Here is a 26,869-nt window from a genome sequence, read left to right on the forward strand (position 1 = left end):
GGGGGCAGCGACATATTGAAAAGCATGTGGAAAAAATGCGGATGGCTCACGTTGGGCCTTGCCTGCCTCCTGTGCTTGGGAAATGCGGCGGCAACGGCTTTTGCCGATGGTCAGACGGATGCGTATAACTACTCCTACTGGGGAGAAGCGGTTCGCTCTCCTGCCGCGTATGAGGCAACCCGAATAGTGACGGGCACCGAGCTGAAGATTGGTACATTCAAAGAACCAAACGACATGCATGTCACAGCCGATGAGCGAGTTTACGTGCTGGATTCGGGCAACAGCCGAATCGTCGAGCTGGATCGGGAATTGAAGCTGAGACGAGTTATCGATTCATTTGATCATGAGGGACAGAAAGATTTTTTCAAAAATCCGCAGGGATTGTATGTATCCGACAATGGGCAGCTGCTCGTTGCGGATTCGGATCATCAGCGGGTGGTTCATCTGGATGAGCAGGGACAGTTGATCAAAATTGTGGAGCAGCCGCAATCCGACCTGCTGAAAACGGACTTTCAATTCAAGCCGCTCCGGGTTGTTATGGATCAAGGCGAACGGATTTACGTCATGGCTGAAGGTGTTTTTGACGGCTTCATGGAGTTTAATTCCGACGGTTCCTTTGCCTCCTTTATCGGAGCCAACAGAGTCTCAGTCGACCCGGTGGAGTATCTTTGGAAACGATTCGCAACTCGTCAGCAGCGCAGCCAGATGGTCATGTTCACACCCACCGAGTTCACCAATATGGACATTGACGAAGAAGGCTTCATCTATGCAACGAGCGGGGACCAGAAGGGATTACCGATCAAGAAACTGAATGCGCAGGGCGCGGACATCCTGAGAAAAGAAGGCTACTATCCGCCGCAGGGGGATCTGTTGTACACCAATGAGAAAGGTCCTTCCCGGCTGGTTGATGTGGACGTGGGGGACAGCGATATGTATTCCGTGCTTGATGCCAAGATGGGACGAGTGTTTACCTATAACGGAGATGGATATCTGCTCCACATGTTCGGAGGCATTGGGAACCGGTTGGGACAATTCAACACCCCTGTTTCTCTGGAGCGTGCGGGAGACCGCATGCTTGTGCTGGACAAAGCGCTAGGCGAGATCACCGTATTTCAAACGACTGAATATGGACGCACACTGCATGAAGCGGTGCGAAGCTATTTCAATGGAGACGAGGAAGGGTCAGCGGCAAGCTTTGGGAAAGCGGCAGATATGAATGCCAATCTTGAATACGCTTACGCAGGCATCGGAAAAGCGCTGCTGCGTCAGAAGGATTATGCAGAATCTGCGCAATATTTTAAGCGAAGCATGGAGCGGGAAGGGTATTCCAAAGCGTTTCTTCTGTTTCGCAAAGAGCTGCTCCGCGAGCATTTCTCATGGATCATGTCGGGACTATTTCTGATTGTTGCCGTGCTGGTAACCGTGACCATCGTTCGCAGACAGAGAAGGGGGACAACGAATGCAGGCATCAAGTAGACAGCTGATCCAATATCCGCTGCATCTCATATTTCATCCGTTTGACGGGTATTGGGAGCTGAAATACGAGCGAAATCAGAGAACAACGCTGATGATCGCATTGGCCATTTTGGGTTTGTTGACAATAACAACGATCCTTCAGGCCCAATACAGCGGCTTCCTGGTTAATTTCAATAACCCGAAACGATTGAACAGCCTGCTGGAAATGGTATATGTCATTGTTCCGGTGCTGTTCTGGTGTACAGCGAACTGGTCGCTCACCACGCTTATGGACGGAGAGGGCAAATTCTCGGAAATTTTTATGTCCACGTGTTTTGCACTGGTTCCGCTAATTTTGATTCAGTTTCCTTGGATTTGGCTCAGCCTGATCATTTCCGGGCAGGAAACCGCCTTTTATTATTTCTTTAACATGGCTGCCACGGCCTGGACAGTATACCTGTTATTTGTCGGCAATATGACGGTGCATCAATACTCACCCGCCAAAACGGTGCTGACCATGCTTCTGACGCTGGTTGCCATGGCCTTCATGGCATTTCTCTGCCTGCTGTTCTTCAGTCTGGTGCAGCAGATTGTGTCCTTTGCAGCCACCATCTATCAGGAACTTGTACTCCGGGGCTAAGGAAGGAGAATGGAGATGAATTTGTACGTGGCTAAAAAAATGATCGCGATTCTGCTCGTATTCGGCCTGCTTCTTGGCGGGTGTCAGATCGCTTCCGTGCCTGAAGCCAGGATGTCTGCGAGCTCGGATGAACAAGCGGAAGTGCCTGCGCTTCGGCCCGGAGAGAAGCTGGCCTCATCCTTCAACGATACACGTCTTCCGGGCATGATCGGGCTTGCCCAGAATGAAGTGCTGCAGCTGTTAATTCAGGAAGAAACAGCCGAGATTGCGGTGATTCACAAGCAGAGCGGGCAGATCTGGCGCAGCAATCCGGAAGAGCGCAAATTGGATACGCTTGCCGCGGGCATCAACAAGGACCTGCTGTCTTCGCAGGCCAAGCTCAGCTTTTATAACAGTCTGGGACAGAGCAGCTCGGTTAACTCCTATACGGATAGTGTAGCCCACCAGCAGATCAGCTACGAAGTATTGCCAAATGGCGTTCGGGTGAACTACGAGTTTGGCAGTAATGAGAGCTCCATAGAGGATTTGCCTGTGAAAATCAGCAAGGAGCGCTTCGAGCAGAAGCTGCTTGCCGCGCTCGATAAGGCCGGGCAGCGTGCCTTGAAGGTCGGCTATGCCGAGGACAAGGACGAAGGCGTCTACGTCCGAATCGACAAGGCGATGCAGGGACTTCAGCTAACGCGTGCCCTCAAGGCTTTTGAGACAGCCGGTTACACACCAGAGGACCTTGAACTGGACAATGTCGAGCATGGCATCGAGCAGGAAAAAAGCGGACCACGCATGTTTATGTTATCCATCGAATACGAGCTGGATGACGAAACACTGGTCGTACGCGTGCCGGCATCCGGCATTCATTTTCCCGAGCAATATCCGATCAATAGCATATCGGTGCTGGATTATTTCGGTGCTGGTGCAGCGGACGAAGAAGGCTCCCTGTTTGTACCCGATGGTTCGGGAGCACTCATTCATTTCAACAATGGCAAGGTTCAATATCCCGCCTATCAGCAGGACGTGTATGGACCGGACCTGACGATGAAGCTTCGTGAAGTGGACTCGACTGAGGAAAAGGCCAGGCTGCCGGTCTTCGGACTGATTCGCACGGGCGGTGCGTTCCTGGGCATCATCGAGGAAGGTGCGGCTACAGCCGTTGTTAACGCGGATATCAGCGGAAAGCTGAATAGCTACAACAATGTCTATCCAAGCTTTTACGTTGTAAACAAAAGTGATGTGACGCTTCAGGCGAGCGACATGGTACGGACACTGCCCAAGTTCCAAAAGAAGCCGACGGCATCCGATTTTGTCGTTCGTTATGCCTTTGCTGGAGCAGAGGATGCGTCCTATTCCGGTCTTGCCTCTCTGTACCGGGATTATTTAACCCGGACGGCCGGCCTTCCGGCGAAGCAAGCGGCTGAGGGAGAAAAAGGCATTCCATTTTACCTGAAGCTTGTCGGCAGTATGACCACCCAAAAACACATGCTGGGCATACCATACGAATCGAATGAGGCGTTGACCACGTTTGACGAGGCGCAGCACATCTTGTCCGAGCTCCAGGAAAAACATGTATCCAACATTCAGGTGCGATACGCGGGCTGGTTCAACGGAGGACTCCTTCATCGGCTGCCGGATTCCATCAAGGTGGACGGGGCGGTGGGAGGACGAAAAGGCATGCAGGCATTTAGCGACTATATCCGTGAGGCCGGGATCGGATTTTATCCTGATGTAGCAGTCTTAAATGTGAATGCGAAGAGCGGCTTCAAGCCTTCCTCGGAAGCTTCCCGAACGCTCACGCAGGAGCCAGCGGTTCTATATCCGATGGACCCGGCAACACAGCGGCGTGACCGGGATCGACAACCGGCATATATCCTTTCTCCGAACCTGCTGGGTGATGTGACCGAAGACATGCTGAAAGCACTCCAGCCATATGAGACAGGCGGATTGTCTCTGCGTGATCTGGCCGAGCAGCTGAATAGCGATATGAATCCGAAAAAACTGTTGGACCGAACCGGAGCACAAGTGGCTGTCACGGAGGCATTGAAGCAAATTACACAGCAGGGAATGCCTCTTGTAGCGGAGGGCGGGAATGCTTATGCGCTGCCATATGTGACGGGATTGACGGATGCGCCGATGTCGAGCAGCCGCTTCAAGCTGGAGGACGAAGAGATTCCGTTCTTCCAGCTGGTTGTTCACGGTGGCATCAGCTACACCGGAGCAGCCTACAATCTGTCAACGTATACCGATGCGAGACAATATGTGCTGAAGCTTGTTGAGTATGGAGCAAGCCCCTACTTCACATGGTTCAACGCGCCGAACCATGTCGTGAAGGAAACGGATTACGACGATCTGTACGCCGCCCATTACGAGCAGTGGATGGACCTGGCAGCCGAGATGTATGAAGAGGTCAATCAGGCCAATCGTCCATTCGCCGGGCTGAACATGGTCGCACACGAGAAGCTGGCTGAAGGGGTATTTCAAACGACATACGAAAACGGAGGCTTCGCTCTGGTGAATTATAACGACTTCCCCGTGCAGGCAGCAGGCCGAACCGTAGAAGCCAAAAGTTACGTGACAGGTGGTGAGCAGCTCTGAAAGCGCTACTGAAAGGAAAGTGGGGACGTCGAACCTATGCTCAGCAGAAGGCGGCCTGGGGAGTGATCTATGTGCTTCCCTGGCTTATCGGCTTTGTCCTGTTCTTCTTTGTTCCGCTGCTGGCTTCCCTGCGCTACAGCCTGAGTTCAATCCAGGCAAACGCGCAGGGCATATCTATCCAGTTCACAGGTCTCGCCAACTATATTCAGGCGCTGACGGTTAATACCAGCTTCAACCGGGCGCTGATTGGATCCATAACGGATGTATTCGTCAATGTGCCGCTCATCGTCATATTCAGCCTGTTCCTTGCCGTCATTCTTAATCAGAAGTTTCCGGGGCGGGCCATAGCGCGGTCTATCTTTTTCCTTCCGGTGATTTTGGCATCAGGCGTCATCATGGCGCTGGAAAGCACCAGTCTGATCGAGGCCGTTAACCAGAGCAGTATGGGTGGCAGTGCCCTGGGCACATTTGAGATCGAAAACCTGATGCTGGACGCGGGGCTGAGCGAGTGGGTTGTCATGTATCTGAGCGGCGCCGTAGATCGCATTTATCAGATCGTCAGTCAATCAGGCGTGCAGATTCTTATCTTTTTGGCAGGCATCCAAACCATATCGCCCCAGCTGTACGAGGCATCCAAAATGGAAGGGGCTACGGGGTATGAAGCCTTTTGGAAAATTACGTTCCCCATGGTCAGCCCGCTTATATTCGTTAACGTGATCTATACCATTGTCGATTCCTTTGCCAACAATGCCATGACTACGCTCATTCGTGATACGGGCTTTGTCAAATTTGATTTTGGATTAAGCTCAGCCATGGCGTGGGTCTACTTCGTGGCGATTGCTGTCATTCTGGTCATCGTATCACTTATTTTCTCCAAACGTGTCTTCTATCAAGATTAGAAAGGGGGTTGACCGGGTTGATGATATCAAGGTTGCTGTCACTTGAGCAGTGGAAGAGCTGGCTGTGGTCCGTTGTGCGGTTCACGCTGATTACCGGGCTCTCCTTCGTGATCCTGTTTCCGATATTTCAGAAAATATCGACGTCCATCAAGGATAAGAGCGACCTGTATTCGGCCGTCGTGGTCTGGATTCCGCAAAATTTCTCCATCGACAATTTCAAGCAGGCCATTCGTGTCATGGATTATTGGGCCACCTTGCTCAATACGTTTGCACTGTCTGCAACAACGACCATTTTGACGACGCTCTCCTGCGCACTCGCTGGATACGGATTTGCCCGCTTGAAATTCAAAGGGAGCAATCTGTTGTTTGCGGGAGTCATCCTGACCATTCTAGTTCCGCCAACGACCATCCTGATTCCGGTGTACCTGAATTTGAAGAGCTTTGATCTGATGGGACTGATGACGCTGATCGCTGGCAAACCCGCAAATCTGCTGAATACGTACTGGCCGTTTATTCTGACTGCTATAACGGCCAATTCGCTCAAGGCAGGGCTGTATATTTTCATCTTCCGCCAGTTTTTCAGAGGCATTCCCAAGGAAGTGGAGGAAGCGGCTTACGTTGATGGTGCTGGCATCAGCCGCACTTTTGCACGCATCATGCTGCCCAATGCGATACCGTCGATTGTTACGGTGCTGTTATTTTCCTTCGTTTGGCAATGGAATGACAGCTTCTATACGACAACCTATCTGACGTCCAGCAAAGTGATGTCCACCCAGCTGTCCTCCCTACCGTATAATCTGGCCCAGCAGGTAAGCGATGGTGCATCCAAAGCCGATCCTTTTTATCTAAGCATGATACAGGATACCGGGATTTTGCTGGCCATCTTGCCTTTGATCATCATCTACCTGTTTGTACAGCGTTATTTCGTGGAGAGTGTTGAACGCACGGGCATCGTTGGATGATGCTTTTCAATCGGAAGGGGCTAGGAAGGTGAGAAGCCCAATAATACAGTTCAGTGAAGGAGGTGATGCCGTCTGTTTTAACGTTTCACCATTCAAGCTCAGGAGGGATTATGTTGAAGAAGATGTTGAATTACTGTAAATTTATGCTCATTCTGGCTTTGCTGTTGTCCATCACGCCACTCGGATCGGGTCGCGCGGACGCATGGGTTGGCATGCCCATGGGCAAGCTTCACGTCAGTGGGAAAAATCTAGTGAACAGCAGTAACCAACCCGTCGTAATGAGTGGCTGGCATCAGCCCTCAGGGGCCTACTGGACCTACCAGAACAGCAATTATTATCTCACTCGAAACGGCAACAACCGCCATGCCGCTACATTGGCTTATCTGAAAGACATTACCGATACATTTACAAGTACAAGTCCTAAATACGGAAGCAGCCACGGCTGGAATATGAATCAGATTCGTCTGTTCATTGACCGCGAGGACATGGGAGACGTAGCAGCAGGTACTTACAATTTTGCAGGTTTACAAACGGTAACGCAGAACGTCATTATCCCTTATATCCAATATGCCAAAACGAAAGGTGTCTATGTTACACTCGGACTTGACTTCACATTGAAGGATGATCAAGCTACGACCGCAGCCAATCTGCAAAAGTTCAATCAAATCTGGGGTTATCTCGCTTCTCGCCCGGAAATTAAAAGCGCAGACAACGTACACTTTGAGCTGATCAATGAGCCGGTTAAATCGTACGCTAACGGACATTGGGGCGGCTACAACGGCGAGAACGACTTTGTGGACCACTGGAATGATCTGCGAAATTTCCAGAACTCCATCATCTCAACCATCCGCAGCCAAGGCGCGGATAATGTCATCTGGGCCGCTGGTCTGGGATACAACCAATTCTATAGTCTGACAGCAAGCCATCCTTTGACAGACCCCCTGAACAATTACGGTTATGCCGTTCACTGGTACCCGGGGTACGGCGCGCATGACAACATGTCGATTCTGCAAGATCAGTGGAATACAAATGTGAAGGCTGCGGCTGATAAATATCCAATTAACATCACCGAAGTCACGTGGTTCAAAACGAAGGCGGGCGATTCCGAATACTGGAATCTGTTCAACGGCAGTAATGAAGGTTTTGGCAACAATACGAAGACCATTTTCAACGCGGCAGGCAATGTCAGCATTGCAGCACATATGAACGGCTTCATTTTGGATGCCGGGGAACGAAGCTCCTTTGCCGATCCAACGGCAGGCCTGAAATGGGACGGTGATGCTTCACGAAGCGCGATGGGACGTTTTCTGTTCAATTGGTTCTATGAACGGGCACAGTCTTACCCAAACGGTGGAACTCCATCAACCGGATTGACACCGGGGGCAACCTACAAGATCGTGGCAAGACATTCGAGTAAGGTTATTGATGTACCGGGTGGGGTAAATGAGAGCAATTTGCAGCTTCAGCAATGGTCTGATCTGGGTGGCAATCCTCAAAAGTGGGTCCTGACCCAGATTGCTAGTGGGATTTACAGTTTGACGAGTGTGAATTCGCCCGATAAGGTCATCGACATTCGTAATGGGACAAGCAACAACGGAGAGGCGGTACAGCTCATGAGCAATTTGAATACCACCGCGCAGCATTTTAAAATCAACGATCTGGGCAATGGCTATTGGAGTATTATAAACGTCAACAGCAATAAGGCCATAGAGGTCGCAGGCTCCTCAACGGCAGACGGTGCCAAATTACAGCAAAACGATTTTACAAACGCAACCAACCAGCAATGGAAATTTGTCGCAGTTAACTAATGGTATAACGAATGCAGTCGTTCTAAAATTCTTCGTCTCTACCCATGTAACTATGCGTAACTGCAGAAATGCATAAGCAACAGAGTGAGTCTTTACTATTCGACCTGTCGCTCATTAATAAACCGGACCCGGTTCGTATTTCCCGCGAACCAGGTCCGGTTTTTGTTCTTTCGATATTTTGATCTTAGGTTTTTCGATGTTTCATCCTTTCAATCTTTGCATAGAAAGAAGCATTCAATGCGCTGAATCGGCTTATTTCAGCTTCCCGGCACGTATGTCATCCGTCATGCCCGGATAAGGTGCTATTGAGATCAGTTTCTCATTGTCGATGCCTGCATTTTCAATAAATGTGATATCGGCAAATTCGGGAACGACGTATTTCGGATATGTTTCATATTTTTCCCGCGACTCGATCATAAGATCGATATAGTCGTTCTGGTAACAGACCGTGATTTCCGGGTGCTCATGAACCCATTTCGGAAAAAAAATAATACCGTGCATCCGCATTTCGTTCGGCATGAAATTCAAGGAAACATCCGTGCCTGTCGGCTCGGTCCACGATACTTTATAAACGCCCTCCGTCAATTTCACAATGTTGACTTCCTGATCACGCACCCAGCGTCCTGCAACCATGCCGCTATGAATGCGATAATCGATGGTATGATCATTTTTGATATAGATTTCGTATTCCCAGCCGTTCTCGTAAGTATAAATCATGTGGCTTCCTGTAAAGCCCTGCAATGCCTCTTTCGTTTCCATATGAATGTGCTCCTTTCCTTAACCATAAGATTCCGGGCGGGTCAGGTACTGTATTTCATATCCCGTCATCTTAGGATATTGTTTTCCCATATATACTTATACCTTCCGATGATCAAAAGCGGTTCTGAATCAGGCAAGGATCATATTTTTGCTTTGGCTTCAGGTTTTTTGGTGAGCCGCATCAAAGGAATCGTAATATCATTTTATTGTTCTTAAAATACTGCGATTGATGCTGTCTTCTTCGTCATATATCATATGAACATCATTGTATTGCGTGGAGAGGGGACGTGCATGAAGAGGAAAATCTGGTTTTATCGACAGCTGTTATCGTATATTCCCGTCTTTTTCATTATTGTGACGTTCATTTTCTTTGTCTATTACCAATTGCTGAGCAGCCAGAGCCGCAAAGAAGCAGAAATGGCAAACGAAAGCATGTTGATTCAGGCGATGAACTTCGTTGATTCCTCACTCCAATCGATTGAACAGGGACTGCTTTCCGAATTGTTGCACAATAATGAGCTTTTTTTGTTTTGGAATGCTACGAAGCCGGACGATGATTATCTGAATATTCAGGTTGCCGAGTTCATAAGGCGCTTCAAGCAGGAGAACCCCCTGGTGGATTCCATTTATGTGGCCCGGACGCATGATCCGCTTGTGATTAGCAATGCTGCGATGACAACATTGGAAGAATACCCAGATGCGGCGTTTATTCATTCGCAATTATCCGAGCCGGGCAATCACTGGACGGGGTTGAGGAAGTTTGAGCCTTTTTCTGTCGTAGGCTATCGCAACGTCGTCAGCCTTGTGCTGAAAAGCCCGGTTCTCCTTAACGGGGAAGGGTTGCTTGTCGTTAACTTGTCACCAGGCAAAATCACCGACATGGTAAACCGAATCTATGACCAGCAGATCAGCTATACCCGCATTATGGACGCGGAGAGGAACGATATTCTTGCCATTCCCGGGGCAGAGCGTGACGAAGATATCGTCGTTTCCCGAACGACCTCGACATTGACCGGATGGACCTATCTTAGCGGTCCGGTGAACGGAAATTTTGTAAGCGCTACCAACAAGTTTTACAAGATGTGGTTCGCGATTGGAGTGTGTATGATCGTCGCCGGGGTTGCCTGGTTTATCTACATTACGCGGAAAAGCTACAGGCCCATTGAACAGATCATATCCCGCATCAGCAGTTTTCCCCAGTTCAAAGCCGGAGCGGGTCCGCAGGAAAACCGGGATTCGCAAGACGAGTTTTCATTTATTGAATCGGCACTGAACAGCATTCTTGCCCAGACTCGCAGCTACCAGCAGCAATACCGTGAAGATTTGCAACTGAAGAAGACATATCTGCTCCAGCAGCTGCTTGAGGGACAGTACCCTACAAGTCTGGCCCAATGGGATGCACAGCGGGAAGTGTTTCAATTGAATGATTTGAGAAAAACCCAGGTGGTGTGTGCGGTCGAAATCGACGAGTATGCTCGTTTTTACCATTATTACATACATCAGGATCAATATTTGCTGAAGTTCGCCATTCTCAGTGTCATCCAGGAAACGGCCCAAAAACACGGCTGCGACATATGGGCTGGCTGGATGTCTGGTTCTGTACTGGTAGTTATGCTGCAAATGGAGGATCGAGAGGATATCGAGCCGCAGGTGATGCGTTTGTTCGAGGATACAAGGACGTGGATTGAGCAAAACATGAAGCTGAGAATCAGCATCGGGGTCGGAAACGCTGCAATCGATTATACACAAATTCCAGGTTCCTATCGCCAGGCGCTGCAAGCTTTGAAATACAAGATGGTGCTGGGCGGAAACCAGGTCATCCTTTATTCAAACGTGAATCAGGTCAAGAAGGTGGAAGCGTTTGACTATTTTCAGCTTGTTCATTCCATGGCGCAGTCCTTGCGGACGGCCAAGCCCGAGTGGAGGCAGCAATTCGATACGCTCATGCAAAATATTGAACGGGATGTCCTGGATCGGGACAACATTACAAGTCTGGCTGGCTACATGGTATATACGATTGAGCGGGAAATCGGCATGCTGGCCAAGGAATATCAACAGCTCTGGACAGGAACGGCTCAACCGTCCTTGCATGATGCGTTGTCCTCATCCGATACGTTTCAGCAGCTTAGAGCGAATTTGCGACTACCGCTGGAGCATCTGGCTGAGCAGATCCAGCAGCTTCAGGAGAAACAAACCCACTCGGAACGAATCTTCGAAATTCGCAAATATATTGAGCTGGAGTATGGCAATCCCGAGTTATCCCTTGATTTTCTTGCCAATCGGTTCCAACTCAGTCCGAAATCGATCAGCAAATTATTTAAGGAAACGACCGGAAACAAGTTTGTCGATTATGTAATCGACGTTCGAATAAAACAGGCGCAACGCTTGCTGGAGCAAACGACCTTATCTGTGCAAGAGGTTGCGGAGAAGGTAGGCTATTCAAACGTCATCTCATTTGGCCGGGCGTTCAAGAAAAATGTGCATGCTTCGCCTGGCGAGTACCGCAAATGGTCCGCCAAGCCGAATTGATTGGGGGCAAGTATGCGGCTGAGCCGTTGCGGGGTCTGCATTTTTACTAAAGCGAAATAAGTTTGTCCGGAGAAAAAGATTGATTCAGATATTCTGGGCAATGTCACCTGTAAGCAAGGGAGAAGAGAAATAGGTTGCATGCGAGAAAGATGCATATTGTCCAGGGAGCGATGATCTGTTTAAGCTGATTTCATCACGAGCAAAGGAGAGTGAAGATGGAAAGAAAACATGAATCGGCGCTTTCAAGCCGACAATTGCCTGCTTTTTCCGAAAAGAGCCGAAGCAGCATTGCGCGCAGGGTGTGGAGGCATTGGCAATTTTACGTCTTGATTCTGTTGCCAATGCTGTACATCCTTATTTTTAAATATATTCCGATGTTCGGCGTAATCATTGCTTTTAAGGATTACAATGTCGTGCAAGGAATATGGGGGAGCCCCTGGACAGGCTTCAAGTATTTCGAGCAGCTCTTTCAGGCACCGTTCTTCTGGCAGTATTTTCGAAATACGCTGGCGATCTCGTTATACGGGCTAGTGGTCAATTTCCCTTTACCGATTCTGCTGGCTCTGGCGCTGAATGAAATCAGAAACGGGTTCTTCAAAAAGTCGGTACAGATGGTGACGTATGCGCCCTATTTCATCTCTACGGTTGTCATCGTCTCCATTCTTATTGTCAACCTCTCGCCAAACGTAGGGCTCGTCAGCAATCTGTTCAGAGTTTTGGGCATGGAGCCGATCGATTTCATGGGCAATGCCAGCATGTTCAAATCCATCTACGTGTTTTCGGATGCCTGGCAATTCATGGGGTACAACGCAATCATCTATATCGCAGCCTTGTCCGGTGTGAATCCTGAGCTGTATGAGGCAGCCAAAGTGGACGGCGCAACCCGTCTGCAGAAGATGATAAACATCGACATCCCCAGCCTCATCCCGGTGATGTCCATTCTTTTGATCTTGAGCGTGGGATCGACCATGAGTGTAGGCTTCGAAAAAATTTATCTGATGCAAAACCCGCTCAACCAATATGCATCGGAAGTGATTTCGACCTATGTCTACAAAGTCGGATTGCTCAACTCCGATTTCAGCTTTTCCGCCGCAATTGGATTGTTTAATTCCGTGGTGAACTTTGTACTGCTGGTGGTCGTCAACCTGATATCGAAAAAAGTTTCATCTAACAGTCTGTGGTAGGAGGGAAAACATGAAGGGCACCGCCATACGGGAATCGGCAACAGACCGGTTGTTTATGAGCATCATTTATCTGTTCCTGATTGTCATACTGATCGTTATTTTGTTTCCGCTGCTGCATATTTTAAGCGCTTCCTTTAGCTCCCCGTCAGCAGTAACCTCAGGAAAAGTGTGGCTTTGGCCGGTCGAATTCAGTCTGATAGGTTATCAGGCAGCTTTTCAAAATAGCGACATCTGGATTGGCTTCGGAAATTCGTTGTTTTATACCGTATTTGGTACGCTGCTGAACGTCTCGTTTACGGTGATGATGGCCTACCCGCTGGCAAGAAAAACGTTTTATGGCCGTCACGTTATTATGCTTGTGCTTGTTGTGACGATGTTTTTTGACGGAGGGTTGATTCCCAACTATTTGCTGGTAAAATCGCTGGGCCTCCTGGATAGCCGCTGGGCCATGATTCTCCCCGGGGCATTTGCCGTATTTCAGGTCATCATCGCCAGAACGTTTTTCCAATCCACAATCCCGGATGATCTGGCGGAGGCCTCCCAGATTGACGGATGCAGCGATCTTGCCTTTATCTGGCGGGTGGTCCTGCCACTGTCGAAGCCGGTCCTTGCCGTTCTGGCACTGATGTATGCGGTCGGGCATTGGAATGCGTATTTTAACGCATTGATTTATTTGAGTGATTACAGCAAGTTTCCTTTGCAAATTTTTCTGCGCAACCTGCTCATTCTGAACACGGATAACTCGGATATGTACGTTAATATCAGCGCAGAAGCCGTTCAACAGGGGTTGAAGGATTTGCTCCAATATTCACTGATCGTCATTGCCAGTGTGCCGGTGCTGGTCATTTACCCTTTTGTGCAAAAGCATTTTGTCAAAGGGGTCATGATCGGTTCCCTGAAAGGGTAGAGGCATAATTTTGTGAAGGAGCTTGATTCAGAACATAAGGGGGAAACTTTGTTGAAAAAGACGGGACGTGTACTGCTAAGCCTGATTATGACTATGTCGTTATTGCTCTCGGCATGTAGTGGAAAAACGGGTTCTGATGCTTCCGGGGAAACGTCAACCCGCGATGGTGCGGTTCGTTTAAGTGTTTTGGCCCCGCAAAACGAAGCGATTGAAAAGCTGCAAACAAACAGATTCTCGAAATACATCGAGGAAAAGCTGGATATTCAATTTGCGTGGGAAACGACGCCGGGTGGAGCATATAACGATAAAAAGCAGCTTGTGCTGGCGAGCGGGGACTATCCGGCCGTCATTCTGGATGCCGGGGTGAGCAAAGCCGATCAGATAAAATATGGAAAAATCGGCGCATTCATTCCCTTGAACGATCTCATCGAGCAGCATGCGCCAAACATTAAAAAGGCGCTGGCAGAGGTCGACGGATTAAAGGAAGCTGCAACGTCACCGGATGGCAACATCTATGCCATTCCCAAAATCAATGAATGCCTGCATTGCACATATAACCAGAGAGTGTGGATTAACACCGTCTGGCTCGACAAATTGGGGCTGGACATGCCGACAACGACGGACGAGTTCTATGAAGTACTGAAAGCATTCAAGGAAAAGGACCCGAACGGCAACGGAAAAGCCGACGAAGTGCCGTTCACGACCACGCCTGACGAGTGGGGCGGCGGCGTGGACGCCTTCCTGATGAACGCGTTCATCTATAATGATGCCAGTAAATATTTAAGCGTGAAGGATGGCAAGGTCATCTATTCCGCAGCCCAGCCCGAATGGCGTGAAGGTCTGGAATACCTCCACCGCCTTTACCAGGAAGGACTGATTGACAAAGGCGCCTTTACGCAAAACGGCGATGCCGTGAAGCAGCTTGCGAACAAGCCGGATTCATCGGTTGGTGTTGTCGGTTATGCCATTATCACCGGCGGTGTCAAATATCCGCGGAACAAGGACTATGCGGTTCTACCGCCACTGAAAGGACCGAATGGCGTGCAGTTGGCAGGGTATTCCGCAGGAATTCGCCAGAGTGACTTTGTTATTACCAACAAGGCAACAGAGGAAGAGAAGATTGCGGCCATCCGTCTCGCCGATTATCTGTATAGCGAGGAAGGGACCATTTTGACGTCTTATGGCTTTGAAGGGGATGGGTGGAAGAAAGCAGAGAGCAGCCAGCTTGACTATAACGGTCAGCAGGCCAAATATGATGTGCTTCCGCCCGCCTCCCAGACGAATGGAAGCGTGACGCTTGCCGATACGTGGTGGCAGCTCGGCACGATGCAAATGCTCAACTCCATCCGAGAATCCTTTGTGGCGCCAGAAGATCCGCTTGCCGAGGGAGATGGCCCAAGGGAGTATCGCTTCTGGCTGGCAGCCAAAGAATATGAGCCTTTCACCAATCTCGATGTCGTATATCCAGGCAGCGTCAATTTTAAACCGGAGGATGCCCTGACGATTTCGCAAATTGAAAGAACGCTGACGGATTATGTAGACTCCAGCATGGCGCAATTCATCACGGGAAACAAGGATATTTCAAAAGATTGGGACAGCTATATCGGAGGTTTCAAGGGCTTGCAGCTCGAAAAGTATTTAAAGGTCCATCAAGACGCATATGACGAATGGAGGGCATCGCAATGACACCGGAATGGATTAAACAGGCTGCGCAGGTGCAGCCAACCGAGCGTCAACTGGCAGTACAGGAAATGGAGTTTTACGCCTTTATTCATTATACGGTCAATACGTATACAGGTGAGGAATGGGGAACGGGAAAGGAAGAGCCTTCCATCTTTAATCCCACTCAATTCGATCCCGATCAATGGGTGGATGTCTGTAAATCGGCCGGTATGAAGGGATTGATCCTGACCTGCAAGCACCACGACGGCTTCTGCCTGTGGCCAAGCCGGTATACGGAGCATACGATTCGAAACAGTCCGTGGAAGAACGGGGAAGGTGATATGGTGAGGGAGGTGGCAGAAGCTTGCCGGAGAGGCGGGCTCCGCTTCGGAGTGTACCTTTCTCCGTGGGATCGGCACGAGCCGAGCTACGGAGACTCCCCCCAATACAACACCTTTTTCCTGAACCAATTGCGAGAGCTGTTAACCAACTACGGCGACGTTTTTTGTGTATGGTTCGATGGGGCTTGTGGAGAGGGACCAAACGGTAAACGTCAGGCGTATGACTGGGATGCATACTATGCGCTTATCCGGGAATTACAGCCCAATGCCGCGATTTCAGTATGCGGACCGGATATTCGATGGTGCGGAAATGAAGCGGGGCACTGCCGTACATCCGAATGGAACGTTGTTCCCGCATCACTACGGGACAACGAAAAAATTCAGGAAAATTCGCAGCAAGCGGATAACCGCGAGTTCGCCAAGCGATACAATTCAAGCGAGGACGATCTGGGCAGCAGGGATATTATACGAAATGAGCAGGAGCTTGTATGGTACCCGGCGGAGGTGAATACCTCGATTCGGCCAGGCTGGTTCTACCATGCCGAGGAGGATGACCAGGTCAAGACGCTGGATGAGCTATTGCATGTATATTACGGCTCGGTTGGCGGAAACGCAACATTTCTGCTTAATCTTCCACCGGACCCGCGTGGCCTCATCCATGAAAATGATGCTGCCCGAATGAAGCAGCTTGGCGAAAAGCTTCGGACCATTTTCCAGACCAATCTGGCGTCAGACGCATCGGTGAATGCCTCCGAATCAGCGCAAGACCACGATGCAAGCCTTGTGCTGGATGGGAACAAGGATACGTATTGGGCGCCCGAGGAAGGTACGGAGCAGGCCATTGTTGACATCGACCTGCAAACCAAAAAAACGTTCAGCCATGTCGTATTGCAGGAATACCGCTATAACCAGCGGATTGAGCGGTTTGAGCTGGAGTACAAGGAGGGAAGCAATTGGAAGCCGCTGTTCAGCGGTACCGTGGTCGGCCATAAGCGAATATGTCGTTTCCAGCCTGTGACCTCGCAGCATCTTCGTCTGAAAATACAGCAATCCAGATGGTTCCCAACATTGGCTGCATTTGAGATCTATTAGAGTAAGCGCAAAGCCCTTATGCTTTCAGATGAATACGGCGAAACTCTGCTGGAGTTTTGCCCTCCGATTCCATGAATTTTTTGTTGAAGTAACTGTTTCCCGGGTAGCCTGACAGGATGGCGACCTCTTTGATTGGCATGGAGGGATTGCTTAACAGCAATAGCTTGCTTCTCTGAATCCGGCATTTGGTAATATAGGATACCGGAGTCATTTTGGTCGCTTTTTTGAACAGGCTGCAAAAATAATTGGGCGTCAGCCCGACTTGGTTAGCCCACCCTTCAAGCTCGAACGGAAGGTGGGCATTTTTTTGCATCTCTGGCAGCAGTGCCGTGATTTTTTCGAGATTGTTGATATTCCGGTAAGACGACAGCGGAATGGAATGACTCATGAATTCAATAAGCACGCTGTAATTTAACGCAGAAATTCGGGATGGCCGCAAAAAATTATACCGCTCGATCTCATCAAGCAGCTCTTCAAATGCAGACTCCAGCAGGGAGGCATTGCTTTGCGTCCATACGGACGACTTAAAATATCCGTTATCCAAAAAGAATGCGGGGAGCGTATTTCCGTAAAATTGAATCCAATAAATGTTCCATGGGTCCTCCTCAGAGAGATAATAACGCATACGGTCGTTCGGCACGTGCAGAAATACATTGCCCTTACCAAGCTCATATTTCGTATTGTCCAGCTCGATGTACCCGCTACCTTCGGCGATGTAATGCAAGCTGAAATCTCTGACGCCTTCAGGTCGGTTGATGTTATGCTCATCAGGCTGCGTATAGTTTCCGACCGAATGGGGAAAGCAGAAAAAGCGAAGCTCCGATAAATCAGGTAAATAGAACGAACGCATGATGAATGAACCCCTTCCTTGCCCAAGCACAAAAGCGCTAGTGGTCACCAACCTAGGCCAATGAAGCAACTTTGCTTGCAGCATAAGCCTGCGTACTAGGACAGGTGGATGACGATCAATTCATACAGATTAATACATACGATACCTGCCGCTCAAAGCCAGCAGACTGAAGAAGTACAGACAATTGTCATAGTATCGGCGCGCACCTTGGCGTAGCGGCGTATTCCAGAACTGGTGCACGAACTGGTTTGCATGCGGCCCGTCCGCGGCCAGAGAAGCCATGGCATTGGTGGCGAGCAATCCGATAGGGTGCAGAGACAGTTCATCAAATGGCTGACCCTCAATCGTGTAGCGACGATAATCCGATACTTCAATTTCGCTGAAAAATGCCTGAATACGATTGGACTGCTCCACCTGCCAGCGATCCTTGCGGAACCATTCCCAGTCGAGGGCTATGTTCGCCGCTACCCGGTAAGCATCACTGTAGAAATGCCGGAAATCTCCATGGCGCTGAGGGGGTGCAGGCGTTCCGTCAAAATTCGCATATTCAGGGGAAAGTCCGGTTACCGGATGACAGGCTTTGTGTAAATAAGCCCGACTCTCGGCGGCAGCTTCTTTCCAAAAGGATTGATCACGTTCCTCCGCATATTTGGCGAACAGCTCATAAAGATGGGGCAGATGATAGGACGGGTCGCTGAATGGTGATTCCGGGATGAATTTAATCAATTTGGTTTCGGGGTCCCACATCGGATCGCCATCACCGTTCTCCCCTTGATGTACGCAGGCATGCAGTATTTTCCGCGCTTGTTCCTCATAATCATAAGGTTCTGGACCGTCGCCCCACCGCTTGGAGGCGAAGAACAGGGCCATAGCGAAAAACTCCTCGCCGTCCGGTGCCGGGCCTTGAGATATCCGGGTGCCGTCAAGCTTGCAATGCCATGCAAAATAATCCTTGTATCGGCCATCGGCATGCTGCATATACGATTTCGAGAAATTCCAGAGTCGATCGAACTCTTCTTTTTTGTCCATTTGCACAGCCATCATCATTCCGTAGGACATGCCCTCCGAGCGTACATCCAGATTGCCGGTGTCGAGGAAATATCCTTTGTCCTCACCCATCGGGTAATAGATGCGCGTATCCGTTTCTCCATAAAACAATTCGGTCCACGTTTCTTCGAGCTTTGCCGTAATTTCGCTGTCGTCATAGCCCAGTTCGAGAAACAGGTTCCGGTATGTTCCCGTGTAAAATGCGCCTTTGTCCGTGATTGTCATTCGTTTCCTCCTTGGTATGTCGGTTTAGCCAAATTATAACATGACAGATAGTAACCAAATTAAAGCGCTTTCCAGAAAAAATATAGGTTATTCCAGCCGAGTATTCTCATCGCTTGATTTTCATTGTATGTTAAAACAAAAAGCTATACTTTATCAGGGAGAAAAGCAAGTTATCGTCAGGTTGATGGTAGATAATGTAAGCGTTACACTTTAAGAGGGGAAGGGAAAACTACTGCGTTCCATTGACTGAACCGTACTTTTTGCTTGTTTCTCTCAAGCTGTCTGCTACTTTCTTCACAACCTGTTAAAAGAAAGGATGATGCTTGTCCATGCTCAACAATTCAGCGGATTCGGCAAATGAAAAGGAAGGTCCTACGGCACCGCATGACCCGGTTGGGGTTGCTGAAGCTGGGAATGAGCCGCCGGTTGATTCCGAGTCACAGGCTTATCGTGATATGATCGGTAAATCTCTTTTGAACAAAGGAAACAACACCAGATTGAAGGCTGCTATTGAAAAAGCAAAACGCGGCGAGCCCGTCACCATCGCTTACATTGGCGGCTCGATTACCCACGGCGCAGGCGCCGTGCCTCTTCATCTCAATTGTTATGCCTATCGCTCGTTTGAAATTTTCAAGCGCAGGTTCGCTCCATCGGAGGACAGCCCGATTCGTCTGATCAAGGCAGGCGTAGGCGGCACGCCTTCACAGCTGGGCATCGTCCGCTATGATCGCGATGTGCTTAGGGACGGGACGGTCCAGCCGGATATTGTCATTGTGGAGTTTGCTGTTAATGATGCAGACGATGAAACCAAAGGCATTTGTTACGAAAGCCTGGTGCTCAAAGCACTTGGCGCTAACAACAAACCAGCCGTCATTCTGCTGTTCAGTGTGTTTGAGAATGACTGGAATCTCCAAGATCGCCTGGCTCCTGTTGGCTGGCATTATGATCTGCCTATGGTGAGTGTAAAGGATGCTGTGGTGGAGCAATTCCAGTGGACGAAGGAACAGGGCAATGTCATTACCAAAAAGCAATTTTTCCATGACATCTACCATCCGACCAATGCCGGACATCATATTATGGCCGACTGTCTGGGCTGGTTGTTCGAAGTAACGGAGCGATCCGCCCCAGACGAGGAAGATAACGCCAATGAAAAGCCACCGCTGCTCGGAAATGCCTTTGTTGATACGAAGCTGCTGGACCGTCTGAATGGGGACAGTATCGCCCGGATTGAGGCGGGTGGGTTTCGGGAGACGGATACCGATCTGCAACTGACAGAGATGGATGATCATGCACACGGTACACCACTATTTCCTAATAACTGGATGCATACGGGGCAGAACGTAACGGGCAATGCCAGCTTTAAGCTGATCCTGCGGAGCAAGCGTCTTATTCTGGTGTTTAAGGACTCCGGAAAGGCGGATTTTGGGAGCGCCAATATTAGAGTGGACGGAAAACTGGTGAAGACAGCCGATCCGCATCAAGTGAATTGGACACACTGCCACGCCGTAATCCTGTACGATGAAGAGCATTCCAGGGAGCACACGGTGGAGATTGAGATGGCTGAAGGCCACGAGGGCAAACGATTTACGATTCTGGGATTTGGTTATGTTGACTAGTCACAACATCCTGTTTAGCAGCAACGAAGAATGCATGGTTGGAGGGGAGAATGATGATGATAACTATAACTACGGCACCAGAAGGGTATGACCAGTACAGGGAAAACATACTGCACGGCAACATGGAAATGGTGGAATATTTCTCGGCAACGGTAGGGAATTCGCGCAAAACCATGGTGTATACTCCACCCGGATATTCCGCTGAATATACGTATAACGTGCTTTATCTTTTGCATGGGATCGGTGGAGACGAAGCCGAATGGCATAATCATGCCAATCCACAAGTGATTCTCGATAATCTGTACGACGATAACAAGCTTGAGCCGATGATTGTCGTGTTTCCTAATGGCCGCGCAATGCCAAACGACAGGGCTGAGGGAGATCTGTTTGATCCTGAGAAAATAAAAGCATTCGAGACGTTTGAATCCGATTTACTTCACGATTTAATTCCTTTTATTGAATCGAATTATCATGTACGGACGAAAAGGGAGAACCGGGCAATTGCAGGTTTGTCCATGGGCGGAGGCCAGTCTTTAAATATCGGCTTGAACAATCTGAACCATTTTGCCTGGATCGGTGCGTTCTCCGCAGCTCCAAACACCAAAGCCCCGGAGCTGCTCCTCCCGAATTCATCAGTAGTGTCATCGCTTCTCCGCCTACTCTGGTTGTCCTGCGGTGACCAAGATAACCTCAAGCAAATCAGCGAACAGTTTCATGGTTATTTGACACAACACGAAGTACCTCATATTTGGTATGAGGAAAGCGGTGGACATGATTGGCCTGTATGGAAGAACGATCTGTATCAATATTCCAAATTGCTTTTTCAATATTAAAAGGGTTCTAAAGATAAGCCTATAACCAGCTCATGTTCAAGAAATAGACAAGAAAGCTGTTTCTGGAGACCGTCGTCCGCAACTTGCAAAAGTGAAGGCTCCATCCTTAGTAATCCACGGGGTGGAAGACCAATGTTTGTGCCAGCATGCGGACAAGATACGGCTTAATCCATCTTTGGTGCAGAATTCATGTTAATTGAAGGTATGGGACATGATCTGCCGACACAGCTGTTTCAAACTGTTGTTGATGGAATTGTACGGACAGCCCGGCGTTAGCATGTTGAAACGACATTTAAACGTTAAGACCTTGTGTTCGTCTTTTCCGCCAGCTTCATAGAAATGCATGCATTTACAATGTATTACCTGTTTTGGTTAGTTTCTTAATATGTTCTAGAATCCATATTCATTTTTCGTTCATACTTTGTTTGCAATTGAATGTGATTCCTCTAAAAGCATGGCTCTATAGAGTCATGCCTATTTGCGTTTTTAAAGAGTATGCTATTTACATTGAACAGATTTGCCTCAAGTCTTAACAGCGAAGGAAGTAAGAAACGACTACTATAGATTAAATAGATGGAGGATGACATATGAAAGGGACCCTGCAGCAAAATAGAATACTGATCGTAGATGATGATGAACGGGTCCGGAGACTGCTTAAAATGTACCTGGAGAAAGAACAATTTATTATTGAAGAGGCTTCACTCGGCATTCAAGCTTTGAGTAAACTTCATAACGGTTCCTATGGATTAATCATTCTGGATTGGATGCTTCCCGATATTAAGGGTATAGAAATATGCAATTATCTTCGAATGAGCACAAGCATTCCCGTCATGTTTCTGACAGCCAAGTCCGAAGAATCCGACCGAATTGAAGCATTTAAGGCAGGTGCAGATGACTATGTGATGAAACCCTTCAGCCCAAGGGAGGTTGTGCTTCGAATCAAATCGATGATGACTCGTTTTACCGGGTTTTACGGGCATGTTGTACAAGATCATTCCGCCAGTGAGGTGCTGATAGCATCCATTTTGATCAATCCAGCTTCTCGAACAGTCATGGTAAAAGATGAAGAGATTCATATGACACCAAAGGAATTTGATTTGTTTTATCATCTGGCAACTCACCCGGAAATAGCCTTCTCCAGACAGGATTTGCTGAGAATTGTTTGGAAAGTGGAGCAAGAGGAAGATCTGGATTATCGAACTGTAGATACCCACGTGAAACGGTTGCGTGACAAATTATCACAGTATGTATCGGATCGTGAAGATCTCATTCAAACCTTATGGGGATACGGTTATATCCTTCGTTTGCCCCATTAATTGTTGTCATTTCAATACAGGAGGAGAATCATGTCCTATAAACAAATCAAGTGGATGATCTTGCTTATTCCCACCTTGACCGTTGGATTGTGGGAATATGTGCGACATCAGTTTCTGCTCCCCTATATATCAATGAATTTGGGCAACTGGCTAACACCAGTCATTGTATATGTTGTGAGTATAACGTTGTTAACTCGGCTGTTTCTTATCTTGGAGCGCATTCAGAAAGAACTGGAACATGAGCGTGCGGCCAAAGCTGCGCTTGAATCTCGTGAAAAGCTGGCCAAGGAACTTCATGACGGTATCGCCCAATCCCTTTTTTTGTTGTCAGTGAAAGTGAATCGTTTGGAGGAACAAGCGAAGCAGGATCAACAGTTGGACAATGTGTATTCGATCAAAAAAACGGTTCATGAAGTCAACCGCTATGTGCGTCAGGCCATTGCAGACTTGCGATACGACCATAATAGTGAACAAACCACCGCAATGAACGAATCCATTACACTATCTGGGCAAATTCGAAAGGTTGTCAAAGATATCCCTGTGCGCATCGATGTTGATTGGAGTATCCCGGATGAGGCATTTAATGAAAAAGAAAAAGTAGAAATACTCGCTTGTATTCGGGAGGCTCTATTTAATATTCAAAAGCATGCATCTGCCTCCCAGGTATGGATTCTGGGAATCGGGCAAAAGGAATGCTGGAAAATCACCATTCGAGATAATGGAAAAGGGTTTGACATGAATCCTTTTGAACGTAAGGACCGCTATGGATTAAAAATCATGAGAGAACGAATGAAAGAACTGAACTTTAACATGCAATTTCTTAGGGAACAGCAATTTACTATTGTTGAATTTTCAAAGGAGGGTGAGATGTAATGAGCCATATTCGCGTACTTGTTGTAGACGATCACGCTCATGCGAGAGAAGCGATATGTGATATTTTATCCATGGATTCCAGCTTCGAAGTGATTGGGGTTGTGTCGGATGGTCAACAGGCGATTGATTTTACAGAGCAATGGCTTCCCGATCTGATCCTCATGGACATTCAGATGCCAATCATGAGCGGTCTTGAAGCAACGCAGCGGATCAAATTAATGTTTCCCTATGTGAAAATCGTCATGATTACCGTCTCGGATGATGTACTCCACCTGCTGGAAGCGTTGAAGCGTGGAGCTCAGGGATATCTGCTCAAAAATCTTGAACCGTCCATGTGGCTGGAATATCTTCATTCTATTGTTACCGAAGAAGCACCCTTAAGCCGAGAGGTGGCTTACCAGATTCTCAAAGATGTATCACTGACAGAGAAAAAAGCACCCGACGTTCCGTTAACCACAAGAGAAAAAGATATACTGTATGGCGTAGCAGCAGGGTGGACCAACAAAGAAATTGCTCTCAAATATACGATTTCAGAGTACACCGTCAAAAATCACTTGAAGAATATTCTGCAAAAGCTGCAGGTTCAAAACCGCGTTCAGCTAACGCGTTATGCACTGGAGCAAGGGCTTATTACAGACAATAAACGTCTGTAATAGGCTTTTTTACTTGCAACAATGAATTTGTCACAAATTTTAGCCGTAATAGCTCATTGGAGCTATTACGAATATTGATACCATCAAGTACGATATAACACGTATTGTTTTTATTAAATTTTATTCAATCAGAAGCTTCATTAATGGAGGTTAAACAACGTTGCAGACAAAGAGAAAAATAACGATGATTTTGGTTTTATGCGCAGTGCTTTTCATTTCTGCTTGTTCCAGTACGCCGAAGGAGGCAACAACGCAACCTGCAGCGACGGAAAACAAGGAAGTTATTTTTTTGTTCAACTTTGCAAGCCAGACGATTGATCCACATCTGGATTATACCCCGCTGAGAGCCGGAGTTACCGAAACCTTGGTTAAGCTGGGCGAGGATTTACAGATCGAGCCCTGGCTGGCTGAGAAGTGGGACACGAAGGACGGCCAGCATTGGACATTTGAGATTAAGAAGAATGTAACCTTTCAGGATGGACGGGCCCTTGATGCAGAGGCTGTAAAACAATCTCTTGAACGGGCGATCAAGGTGAATCCAGGCGTAGAACAGGTGTTGAAAATCAAGGACATGAGTGCAGCCGGTCAAACGCTGAACATTACGACAGAGCAGCCATTCCCGCAATTTCCGTCCGAGCTTGTTCACCCGAATACGTCGATTCTGGATGTCAATGCAGCTGACCCGGACAAAACCCCTGTTGGAACTGGACCTTTCAAGGTCACGTCCTTCACAGCAGGAAGTTCACTTAAGGTGGAGCGTTACGATGAATATTGGGGCGGAGCTGCCAAGCTCAGCCGGGCCTCATTCAACTTTAATGAGGATGCCAGTGCCCGTCTTTCTGCGCTGATGTCCGGTGATGCGGATATTGTGTATCGCCCGCCAACCGAAAGTCTGGAAACCATGAAAAATGACTCCACCCTTCATCTGGAATCGGTCACGAGCTTGCGGACACACGAGCTTATTTTCAATACAAACCAATCGGAATTCAAGAATAAATATGTACGAAAAGCCTTTGATGCCCTCGTGAATCGTGAGGAATTGAAGGACGTGATTATGGGTGGACAGGCTACGCTTGCAACAGGACCATTCATGCCTGGTTTCTCCTTTATTCCTTCCTATGAAGCCAAAACGACAGGTACCGAAGCAGCACTCGCATGGTTTGAAAAGGCGGGATATCAGGTGGAGCAGGGTAAAGTCAGTAAAGACGGAAAGCCGCTAAGCTTGAAGCTTGTAACCTATACATCACGGGCGGAATTCCCGCTGTTTGCTCAGGTGCTGCAAGCACAAGCGAAGGAAATCGGTATCAATATTACGATTGAATTCGTGGATAATTATGAAGACTATCTGCTCACCAAAGATGACTGGGATCTGGGCACATACAGTCCATTAATTGCACCACGCGGGGATGCCAGTTACTTCCTGAATGTCGCCTTAAAACCTGACGGCACGCTGAATTTCGGCAAAATTAATGATTCGGAGCTGAATCAGTGGATTGATGAGCTGGATCAGATGGTGGATACCAATAAACGAAATGAATTAATTAAAAAAATTCTGATGCATATTGATGAAGAAACCTATTACTCCTACCTGGTTCATCCCAATACACTCGTTGTGTATAAAGATCGTGTGAAAAATTGGGTAACCAGCAAAAGCGAATATTACATGCTGACGAATCAACTGGATGTGGAATAGCGATGAACAAGCTTTTGAAACGAAGTATAGAGTTCATTCTCTTTATTTTGCTTCTGTCCTTTATCAGCTTTGTATTTGTAAAATTAGCACCCGGTGATGCGGTAAGGGAAATACTGCGCTCGGATGATGTGGCCGTAACCTCATCCCAAATGGAACAGCAGCGGGAGGCTTTGGGGCTGAATGACCCTGTGCTCGTGCAGTACGGGCATTGGCTAGGACGTCTTGTCCGACTCGATCTGGGCACTTCGTACATGACGAATCGTCCGGTAACGGAGGAATTGCTGGACAAATTGCCGGCAACGTTGCTGTTGACGTGCACTTCACTGCTTGTGCTGATTGTCATCGCCATTCCGCTCGGCACACTGTCCGCCTTATATCCCAATCGTGTCATCGACCGGTTCAGTCGTCTTCTGGCTGTACTGGGCACCTCAGTCCCTAGCTTCTGGCTGGGGCTTCTTTTAATAGAAGGCTTCTCTGTGAGAACACATCTATTTCCCTCTATGGGGACGGGGAGCATTGCGCATCTGGTGCTTCCATCCCTAACACTGGGATTGACCATGGCAGCTGTATACGTGCGCCTCATTCGATCCAGCTTGCTGGAAAGCCTGGGTCAGGATTTTGTTCGGGGGGCACGGTCCAGAGGGATAGGCGGCCCCAGTGTACTCCTTCGACATGCCTTCCGTCATGCACTCACACCCGTAGTCACGATGTTTGGTGTAAGTATCGGAAGTTTGCTAGGGGGAACAGTCGTCATTGAAGTGTTATTCTCCTATCCGGGTATGGGCAAGTTCATTGTTGACGCCATTCAGAGTCGTGATTATCCGGTTATTCAGGGCTATATGGTCCTGATGGGCCTGATCGTTACGATCATGCACATGCTGGTTGACCTTCTGAATGACGTTCTGAACCCCGAGATCCGGCTGAAGGGGGAACGATAAT

Annotated in this window: 21 protein-coding genes; 18 read left to right on the plus strand and 3 right to left on the minus strand. The window is 48.4% G+C overall.

The window, feature by feature from the left end; all coding sequences use genetic code 11:
- The first annotated feature begins 12 nt into the window (after window positions 1-12).
- The 6 genes from BMW94_RS05300 to BMW94_RS05325 all read left to right on the plus strand — a co-directional run bounded on the left by BMW94_RS05300 (window position 13) and on the right by BMW94_RS05325 (window position 8,350).
- Window positions 13-1,476 carry an SMP-30/gluconolactonase/LRE family protein gene (locus tag BMW94_RS05300; RefSeq protein WP_090995369.1) on the plus strand — a complete coding sequence of 488 codons (1,464 nt, stop codon included), beginning with the start codon at window positions 13-15 and terminating at the stop codon, window positions 1,474-1,476.
- Window positions 1,460-2,095, plus strand: a complete 636-nt coding sequence (locus BMW94_RS05305) for a Yip1 family protein (protein ID WP_090995372.1) — start codon at window positions 1,460-1,462, stop codon at window positions 2,093-2,095. Before BMW94_RS05300 ends, BMW94_RS05305 begins: the two co-directional genes overlap by 17 nt.
- A gap of 15 nt (window positions 2,096-2,110) precedes the next feature.
- Window positions 2,111-4,681, plus strand: coding sequence for a DUF5696 domain-containing protein (locus BMW94_RS05310; RefSeq protein WP_090995375.1), 2,571 nt, complete (start codon window positions 2,111-2,113; stop codon window positions 4,679-4,681).
- Window positions 4,678-5,580, plus strand: a complete 903-nt coding sequence (locus BMW94_RS05315; RefSeq protein WP_090995378.1) for a carbohydrate ABC transporter permease — start codon at window positions 4,678-4,680, stop codon at window positions 5,578-5,580. Before BMW94_RS05310 ends, BMW94_RS05315 begins: the two co-directional genes overlap by 4 nt.
- 17 nt (window positions 5,581-5,597) lie before the next feature.
- Window positions 5,598-6,542 (plus strand): carbohydrate ABC transporter permease, encoded by a 945-nt coding sequence (locus tag BMW94_RS05320; RefSeq protein ID WP_090995381.1) that lies wholly within the window; start codon window positions 5,598-5,600, stop codon window positions 6,540-6,542.
- A 110-nt stretch (window positions 6,543-6,652) separates the two neighbouring features.
- Window positions 6,653-8,350, plus strand: coding sequence for an RICIN domain-containing protein (locus tag BMW94_RS05325; protein WP_254790127.1), 1,698 nt, complete (start codon window positions 6,653-6,655; stop codon window positions 8,348-8,350).
- Window positions 8,351-8,602: 252 nt separating this feature from the next.
- Here the strand turns inward: BMW94_RS05325 and BMW94_RS05330 are convergent, their stop codons facing one another.
- Window positions 8,603-9,091 (minus strand): phenolic acid decarboxylase, encoded by a 489-nt coding sequence (locus BMW94_RS05330; protein WP_090996260.1) that lies wholly within the window; start codon window positions 9,089-9,091, stop codon window positions 8,603-8,605.
- 309 nt (window positions 9,092-9,400) lie between these two features.
- On the opposite strand from BMW94_RS05330, the gene BMW94_RS05335 reads away from it, so the two are divergent.
- From BMW94_RS05335 to BMW94_RS05355, 5 genes are all read left to right on the plus strand, one after another.
- Window positions 9,401-11,638 (plus strand): helix-turn-helix domain-containing protein, encoded by a 2,238-nt coding sequence (locus BMW94_RS05335; protein ID WP_175480585.1) that lies wholly within the window; start codon window positions 9,401-9,403, stop codon window positions 11,636-11,638.
- A 215-nt stretch (window positions 11,639-11,853) separates the two neighbouring features.
- A complete protein-coding gene (locus BMW94_RS05340; RefSeq protein WP_090995388.1) occupies window positions 11,854-12,822 on the plus strand; it encodes an ABC transporter permease in 969 nt (322 codons plus the stop codon).
- A 10-nt stretch (window positions 12,823-12,832) separates the two neighbouring features.
- Entirely contained in the window at window positions 12,833-13,729 is an 897-nt protein-coding gene (locus BMW94_RS05345) for a carbohydrate ABC transporter permease (RefSeq protein WP_090995394.1), read from the plus strand.
- Window positions 13,730-13,780: 51 nt separating this feature from the next.
- On the plus strand, window positions 13,781-15,415 hold the full coding sequence (locus BMW94_RS05350; RefSeq protein WP_090996262.1) for an ABC transporter substrate-binding protein: 1,635 nt from the start codon (window positions 13,781-13,783) through the stop codon (window positions 15,413-15,415).
- Window positions 15,412-16,824 (plus strand): alpha-L-fucosidase, encoded by a 1,413-nt coding sequence (locus tag BMW94_RS05355; RefSeq protein ID WP_090995396.1) that lies wholly within the window; start codon window positions 15,412-15,414, stop codon window positions 16,822-16,824. The genes BMW94_RS05350 and BMW94_RS05355 overlap by 4 nt, the downstream gene beginning before the upstream one ends.
- 16 nt (window positions 16,825-16,840) lie before the next feature.
- Here BMW94_RS05355 and BMW94_RS05360 read toward each other — a convergent pair whose 3' ends face one another.
- Together BMW94_RS05360 and BMW94_RS05365 are read right to left on the minus strand one after the other, a co-directional pair.
- Window positions 16,841-17,674: an AraC family transcriptional regulator gene (locus BMW94_RS05360; protein ID WP_090995399.1), complete on the minus strand. Its 834-nt coding sequence runs from the start codon at window positions 17,672-17,674 to the stop codon at window positions 16,841-16,843.
- A 129-nt stretch (window positions 17,675-17,803) separates the two neighbouring features.
- Window positions 17,804-18,946, minus strand: a complete 1,143-nt coding sequence (locus BMW94_RS05365; RefSeq protein ID WP_090995402.1) for a family 8 glycosyl hydrolase — start codon at window positions 18,944-18,946, stop codon at window positions 17,804-17,806.
- Between the two features lie 329 nt (window positions 18,947-19,275).
- Here BMW94_RS05365 and BMW94_RS05370 point away from each other — a divergent pair, with 329 nt between their 5' ends.
- The 7 genes from BMW94_RS05370 to nikB all read left to right on the plus strand — a co-directional run bounded on the left by BMW94_RS05370 (window position 19,276) and on the right by nikB (window position 26,868).
- Window positions 19,276-20,562: an SGNH/GDSL hydrolase family protein gene (locus BMW94_RS05370; RefSeq protein WP_090995404.1), complete on the plus strand. Its 1,287-nt coding sequence runs from the start codon at window positions 19,276-19,278 to the stop codon at window positions 20,560-20,562.
- Window positions 20,563-20,612: 50 nt separating this feature from the next.
- Window positions 20,613-21,395, plus strand: coding sequence for an alpha/beta hydrolase (locus BMW94_RS05375; protein WP_254790128.1), 783 nt, complete (start codon window positions 20,613-20,615; stop codon window positions 21,393-21,395).
- A gap of 587 nt (window positions 21,396-21,982) precedes the next feature.
- Entirely contained in the window at window positions 21,983-22,711 is a 729-nt protein-coding gene (locus BMW94_RS05385) for a response regulator transcription factor (RefSeq protein WP_090995407.1), read from the plus strand.
- A 30-nt stretch (window positions 22,712-22,741) separates the two neighbouring features.
- A complete protein-coding gene (locus BMW94_RS05390) occupies window positions 22,742-23,584 on the plus strand; it encodes a sensor histidine kinase (protein ID WP_090995409.1) in 843 nt (280 codons plus the stop codon).
- On the plus strand, window positions 23,584-24,237 hold the full coding sequence (locus BMW94_RS05395; RefSeq protein WP_090995412.1) for a response regulator: 654 nt from the start codon (window positions 23,584-23,586) through the stop codon (window positions 24,235-24,237). The genes BMW94_RS05390 and BMW94_RS05395 overlap by 1 nt, the downstream gene beginning before the upstream one ends.
- Window positions 24,238-24,421: 184 nt before the next feature.
- The gene (gene nikA, locus BMW94_RS05400) at window positions 24,422-25,930 is read left to right on the plus strand and encodes a nickel ABC transporter substrate-binding protein (protein ID WP_090995415.1); all 1,509 of its coding nucleotides are present in this window, start codon (window positions 24,422-24,424) and stop codon (window positions 25,928-25,930) included.
- Between the two features lie 2 nt (window positions 25,931-25,932).
- Window positions 25,933-26,868, plus strand: coding sequence for a nickel ABC transporter permease (nikB, locus tag BMW94_RS05405; protein WP_090995417.1), 936 nt, complete (start codon window positions 25,933-25,935; stop codon window positions 26,866-26,868).
- Window position 26,869 lies beyond the last annotated feature (1 nt).

Source organism: Paenibacillus sp. OK003 (assembly GCF_900109515.1).
GTDB lineage: Bacteria > Bacillota > Bacilli > Paenibacillales > Paenibacillaceae > Paenibacillus > Paenibacillus marchantiae.

Bases quoted from the DNA above. Each gene is read 5' to 3' on its own strand.
- nikB (WP_090995417.1), top strand. From the start codon at position 25,933: ATGAACAAGCTTTTGAAACGAAGTATAGAGTTCATTCTCTTTATTTTG.
- BMW94_RS05360 (WP_090995399.1), bottom strand. From the start codon at position 17,674: ATGCGTTCGTTCTATTTACCTGATTTATCGGAGCTTCGCTTTTTCTGC.
- nikA (WP_090995415.1), top strand. From the start codon at position 24,422: ATGATTTTGGTTTTATGCGCAGTGCTTTTCATTTCTGCTTGTTCCAGT.
- BMW94_RS05365 (WP_090995402.1), bottom strand. From the start codon at position 18,946: ATGACAATCACGGACAAAGGCGCATTTTACACGGGAACATACCGGAAC.
- BMW94_RS05355 (WP_090995396.1), top strand. From the start codon at position 15,412: ATGACACCGGAATGGATTAAACAGGCTGCGCAGGTGCAGCCAACCGAG.
- BMW94_RS05395 (WP_090995412.1), top strand. From the start codon at position 23,584: ATGAGCCATATTCGCGTACTTGTTGTAGACGATCACGCTCATGCGAGA.
- BMW94_RS05370 (WP_090995404.1), top strand. From the start codon at position 19,276: ATGCTCAACAATTCAGCGGATTCGGCAAATGAAAAGGAAGGTCCTACG.
- BMW94_RS05375 (WP_254790128.1), top strand. From the start codon at position 20,613: ATGATGATGATAACTATAACTACGGCACCAGAAGGGTATGACCAGTAC.
- BMW94_RS05305 (WP_090995372.1), top strand. From the start codon at position 1,460: ATGCAGGCATCAAGTAGACAGCTGATCCAATATCCGCTGCATCTCATA.
- BMW94_RS05335 (WP_175480585.1), top strand. From the start codon at position 9,401: ATGAAGAGGAAAATCTGGTTTTATCGACAGCTGTTATCGTATATTCCC.
- BMW94_RS05340 (WP_090995388.1), top strand. From the start codon at position 11,854: ATGGAAAGAAAACATGAATCGGCGCTTTCAAGCCGACAATTGCCTGCT.
- BMW94_RS05310 (WP_090995375.1), top strand. From the start codon at position 2,111: ATGAATTTGTACGTGGCTAAAAAAATGATCGCGATTCTGCTCGTATTC.
- BMW94_RS05385 (WP_090995407.1), top strand. From the start codon at position 21,983: ATGAAAGGGACCCTGCAGCAAAATAGAATACTGATCGTAGATGATGAT.
- BMW94_RS05390 (WP_090995409.1), top strand. From the start codon at position 22,742: ATGTCCTATAAACAAATCAAGTGGATGATCTTGCTTATTCCCACCTTG.
- BMW94_RS05345 (WP_090995394.1), top strand. From the start codon at position 12,833: ATGAAGGGCACCGCCATACGGGAATCGGCAACAGACCGGTTGTTTATG.
- BMW94_RS05325 (WP_254790127.1), top strand. From the start codon at position 6,653: ATGTTGAAGAAGATGTTGAATTACTGTAAATTTATGCTCATTCTGGCT.